We start from the raw sequence: 5,287 nt of genomic DNA, 5'->3' as shown, positions 1-5,287 counted from the left end.
CCCCGGCGCCGGCCCGTGTTCAGCCGGCGTCGCTCACCTGCTCAGCAGCGAGCGGACCAGGCGGCAGGTGGTGTCGGAGGGCGGGTGCACGCCGATCAGCGGAGCGATGGCGCGTATGCGCCGGTTGCGCGCCTGGGCCGGACGGTACGCGCCGGTGGCGAGCAGCGCCGTGGCCAGCCGGAGGGCCTTCAGCCTGCGGTTGTGGGCCTCGTACCACTCGCGCGGCTGCCCGGCGGGCAGCGGCTTCACGCGCAGCGGCTTCGCCGGCGACCGCCCGGCGGACACCGACCTCACAGCCGGCGACGTCGCGGGCTTCGACGTCGTGGGCAACGGTTCCACGGGCAGCGGTTGGGGTGTGGCGACGACGGCCATCGGCATCCTCCCGGACGTTGGCGCACCATTCGAACACTTTCGATTCTACCGGCGAGCACTGACAACACAGCTGGTCAGAAGCAGTGCTGAGGCGGCGTCACCCGAGCTGCCCCGCCCGCCTGACACGCTCCGTCGAGTCCTGCCGAACCCGAGCCGGCGTTCACGGTTCCGCTGCCTGCGAGTCGCTTCGGGTGCCTACCGTCCGTACCGCGTCGCCGTGCGGCGGCTCGCGAGGCCACGGCTTCACTCTGGATGCCGACGTCCGCGGTGGCGCCAACCGCGTGACGATCGACATCAGGCATGGCGACAGGCGGGTGGAGTACATCAACTGCTTCCGCAGCGGACGCAGCCCTCCGCACTACTTCTGAGGGCGGGCCTGTCCGGCTGACGGGGACGTTCGTCGTGCACGGGGCCTCCTGCCGCTCGTGCACGGCGCCCCTCGGTCCTGCGCCGCCCGCCCCTACAGCCGGTGGGCGGCCCCCGCCGGACTGGCGCCGCGGGTGTCGAGCAGGAGTTGCGCCTTGGCGGTCAGTCCCTGGAGGTCGTAGGTGCGGTGGTGTTGCAGGAGCAGCGTCAGGTCGGCGTCGGCCGCAGCCTCGTAGAGGGAGTCGGCGCGCGGCACGGGCTGCCCGGAGACCCGCCACTGCGGCACGTACGGGTCGTGGTAGCTGAGTTGGGCGCCCAGGTCCATCAGGCGGGTGGCGATCTCCTTGGCGGGCGCCCCCTGCTGGTCGGCCAGGTCGGGCTTGTAGGTGACGCCGAGCAGCAGGACGCGTGCGCCGCGGGCCGACTTGCCGTGCTCGTTGAGCAGGGCGGTGGCGCGCTGGGTCACGTAGCGCGGCATGCGGTCGTTGACCTCGCGGGCGAGTTCCACCAGCCGCAGCGGGTGGCCCAACGCGCGGCTGCGGTAGGAGAGGTAGGTGGGGTCGATGGGGACGCCGGGGCCGCCCACGCCGGGTCCCGGACGGAATGCCTGGAAGCCGAACGGTTTGGTCTCGGCGCAGCGGATGACGTCCCACAGGTCAACGCCGAGGTCGTGGCAGAGGATCGCCATCTCGTTGACGAGGGCGATGTTGACGTGCCGGAAGTTGGTCTCCAGCAGTTTGGTGGTCTCCGCCTCCCGCAGTCCGCGGGCGCGCACGACCTTGTCGGTGAACCGGCTGTAGAAGGCCGCGGCTGCCTCGGTGCAGGCGGGGGTGAGGCCGCCGAGCACGCGCGTGGTCCTGGTGTGGTCGTAGCTGCGGTTGCCGGGGTCGAGGCGGCCGGGCGCGCAGGCCAGGTGGAAGTCCCGTCCGGCCCGCAGTCCGGAGCCGCGCTCCAGGATGGGCCGCACGGTTTCCTCGGTGCTGCCGGGGTACACGGTCGACTCGACGACGACGGTGGTGCGTGGCCGCAGCCGTCCGGCCAGGGCGGTGGCTGCCGCGCGCACTTCGGTGAGGTCGAGTGCGCCGTCCTCACCGAGCGGGGTGGGGGCGCAGATCAGGGCGGTGCGGACGCGGCCGAGTACGGCGGGGTCGCTGGTGGCGCGGAATCCCGCGGAGAGCATGCGGCGTACGGCTGCGGCGGGCAGCGAGCCGTCCACCGGGGCGCGTCCGGCGGTGAGTTCCGCGACGGCGCGTGCGTCCGGGTCGAAGCCGATGGTTCCGATGCCGGCGTTGGTGGCGGACTGGGCGGCGGGCAGACCGAGGTGACCGAGGCCGAGTACGGCGAGATCAGCGGGCATGGCGGCGGACATCCTTCCCGGACGTCGTGGGCAGAGGGCAGAGGGCAGAGGCTGTGGGATGCGGAGGCTGGTGACCGGCGGAGGGGCTGGGGACTGGCGGCGGACCGGGCGACTGCGGACCGGAGGGCATCGGCCTTGCGGCGGCGTTACGTCAGGTTAAGCGCATATATGACAGATATGGTGGATATTGCGAGCCGTGCCAGATCCGGGTCAGGAGCCCGGAAACGGGGGACCATCGGCTGGTGAGGGCCTGACGACGCGCGACACCACGGGAGGCAGCGTGAGGACAGCGACGATGGGACCGGCCGAGCGAGTCGAGGCACTCGCCCGAATGGCGGAAAGAGAGCTCGACATCCTGGTCGTGGGCGGGGGCGTCGTCGGTGCCGGTACCGTGCTGGACGCGGCCACCCGCGGCCTCACCACCGGCATCGTGGAGGCACGCGACTGGGCCTCCGGCACGTCCAGCCGGTCCAGCAAGCTGATCCACGGCGGCCTGCGCTACCTGGAGATGCTCGACTTCGCCCTGGTGCGCGAGGCGCTGAAGGAGCGCGGGCTGCTGCTCGGACGGCTCGCGCCGCACCTGGTGCAGCCGGTGCCGTTCCTCTACCCGCTCCAGCACAAGGGCTGGGAGCGCTGGTACGCGGGGTCCGGCGTCGCCCTGTACGACGCGATGTCGCTGTCCTCGGGGCACGGCCGCGGTCTGCCCGTGCACCGGCACCTGTCCCGCCGCCGCGCGCTGCGGGTGGCCCCCGGCCTGAAGAAGGAGGCGCTGGTCGGCGCGTTGCAGTACTACGACGCCAGTACCGACGACGCCCGCTTCGTCTCCACCCTCGTCCGCACCGCGACGGCCTACGGCGCGTTCGCGGCCAACCGGGCCCGGGTCGTCGGGTTCCTGCGGGAGGGCGAGCGGGTGGTCGGCGCCCGCATCGAGGACCTGGAGCAGGGCGGCGAGTTCGAGGTGCGGGCCAAGCAGGTCGTCAACGCCACCGGGGTGTGGACGGACGACACCCAGTCGCTGATCGCCGAACGTGGCCAGTTCCACGTGCGCGCCTCCAAGGGCATCCACCTGGTGGTGCCCAAGGACCGCATCAACTCCTCGTCGGGCCTCATCCTGCGGACCGAGAAGAGCGTGCTGTTCGTCATCCCGTGGGGGCGGCACTGGATCGTGGGCACCACCGACACCGACTGGGACCTGGACAAGGCGCACCCGGCGGCGTCCAGCGCGGACATCGACTACCTGCTGGAGCACGTCAACACCGTGCTGACCACCCCGCTCACCCGGGACGACGTGCAGGGCGTCTACGCCGGCCTGCGCCCGCTGCTGGCCGGCGAGTCGGACGCCACCAGCAAGCTGTCCCGCGAGCACACCGTCGCCCACCCGGTGCCGGGCCTCGTCGTCGTGGCCGGCGGCAAGTACACGACGTACCGGGTGATGGCCAAGGACGCGGTGGACGAGGCGGTGCGTGCCATGGACCGCCGGGTGGCCGAGTGCTGCACCGAGGACGTGCCGCTGGTCGGTGCCGAGGGCTACTCCGCGGTGTGGAACGCCCGGGCCCGGATCGCCGCCCGCACCGGTCTGCACGTCGCCCGGGTCGAGCACCTGCTGAACCGTTACGGCTCGCTCGTCGACGAGGTGCTGCAACTCGTCGTGGACGACCCGGCGCTGGGTGAACCGCTGCCGGCCGCCGACGACTACCTCAAGGCTGAGATCGTCTACGCCTGTTCGCACGAGGGCGCGCGACATCTGGACGACGTGCTGACCCGCCGGACCCGCATCTCGATCGAGACCTTCGACCGCGGCACCCGCAGCGCCCGCGAGTGCGCCGAACTGATGGCGACCCAGCTCGGCTGGGACGAGGGGCAGATCAAGAAGGAGGTCGAGAACTACGAGAAGCGGGTGGAGGCAGAGCGCGAGTCGCAGCGCCAGCCCGACGACCGGGCCGCCGACGCGGCCAGGTTGGGCGCCCCGGACATCGTCCCGCTGTAGGCCTTTCGCCCAAGTCGCCCCCATCCCGACCGGTCTGCGGGCGGACGTCGCAACTGCGCGCACACCGGCGGGACCGACTCGCGGTTCACCCGATGCCCTTGCCCGCCAGGCCCCCACCATGGGGGACAATGGGGCAACTGCTGGGGCGGGCTGATCGCGAGGGGAAGCATGGGCGAGAACGGCGACAGGGCTGTCGGAGCCGACGCCGCCACCAAGGGCAGGGAGACCGGGCGGCTGCTCGCCGGTCGTTACCGGCTCGGCGGAGTACAGGGTCGCGGCGGTATGGGCACGGTCTGGCGTGCCGAGGACGAGGTCCTGGGCCGCACTGTCGCGGTGAAGGAGCTGCGTTTCCCCTCGGACATCGACGAGGAGGAGAAGCGCCGGCTCATCACCCGTACTCTGCGCGAGGCCAAGGCCATTGCCCGGATCCGCAGCGGCAGCGCGGTCACCGTCTTCGACGTCGTGGACGAGGACGACCGGCCGTGGATCGTGATGGAACTCGTCGAGGGCAGGTCCCTCGCCGACGTCATCCGCGAGGACGGCCCGCTGGAGCCGCGCCGCGCCGCCGAGGTGGGCCTGTCGATCCTCGGTGTGCTGCGGGCCGCCCACCGCGAGGGGATCGTGCACCGGGACGTCAAACCGTCCAACGTGCTGATCGAGGAGGACACCGGGCGGGTGGTGCTCACCGACTTCGGCATCGCCAAGGTCGAGGGTGACCCGTCGGTCACCTCCACCGGCATGCTGGTCGGCGCCCCCTCCTACATCTCCCCCGAGCGGGCGCGCGGCCAACTGCCCGGCCCGCCCGCCGACATGTGGTCGCTCGGCGGCCTGCTCTACGCCGCGGTCGAAGGCCACCCGCCCTACGACAAGGGCTCGGCCATCGCCACCCTCACCGCCGTCATGACCGACCCGCTGGAACCGCCGCAGAACGCCGGCGGCCTGGAGGAGGTCATCTACGGGCTGCTGCTGAAGGACCCGGAGAAGCGGCTCGACAACGCCGGTGCCCGCCCGCTGCTGGAAGCCGTGGCCAACGCGCCCGAGGAACCGGCCGAGCAGCCCGGGCCGACGGCCACCACCACCGTCACCATGCCGCAGGACGCGTCCGGGAGCCCGAAGAACGCCAAGCCGGCCAAGGCCACGACGTCCCTCGGGGCCGCCGGGGCCGCGGGGGCTGCCGCGTCGTCCACGTCCCCCGGCGCCTCCCG

General features: G+C 72.3%; 4 protein-coding genes. 2 read left to right on the top strand and 2 right to left on the bottom strand.

Annotated elements, in window-relative coordinates:
- Positions 1-33: 33 nt before the first annotated feature.
- The gene (locus ACYVE9_RS14585) at positions 34-372 is read right to left on the bottom strand and encodes a hypothetical protein (RefSeq protein WP_461028266.1); all 339 of its coding nucleotides are present in this window, start codon (positions 370-372) and stop codon (positions 34-36) included.
- 460 nt (positions 373-832) lie between these two features.
- Positions 833-2,095 carry a nucleotide sugar dehydrogenase gene (locus ACYVE9_RS14580; RefSeq protein ID WP_461028265.1) on the bottom strand — a complete coding sequence of 421 codons (1,263 nt, stop codon included), beginning with the start codon at positions 2,093-2,095 and terminating at the stop codon, positions 833-835.
- A gap of 280 nt (positions 2,096-2,375) precedes the next feature.
- Here ACYVE9_RS14580 and ACYVE9_RS14575 point away from each other — a divergent pair, with 280 nt between their 5' ends.
- Together ACYVE9_RS14575 and ACYVE9_RS14570 are read left to right on the top strand one after the other, a co-directional pair.
- A complete protein-coding gene (locus ACYVE9_RS14575; protein ID WP_461028264.1) occupies positions 2,376-4,082 on the top strand; it encodes a glycerol-3-phosphate dehydrogenase/oxidase in 1,707 nt (568 codons plus the stop codon).
- Positions 4,083-4,250: 168 nt separating this feature from the next.
- Positions 4,251-5,287: serine/threonine-protein kinase (locus ACYVE9_RS14570; RefSeq protein ID WP_461028263.1), on the top strand; the 1,037-nt coding region annotated here is incomplete at its 3' end.

This window comes from Streptomyces sparsus (genome assembly GCF_054776295.1).
This window is presented reverse-complemented; position numbering and strand designations above follow the sequence as displayed.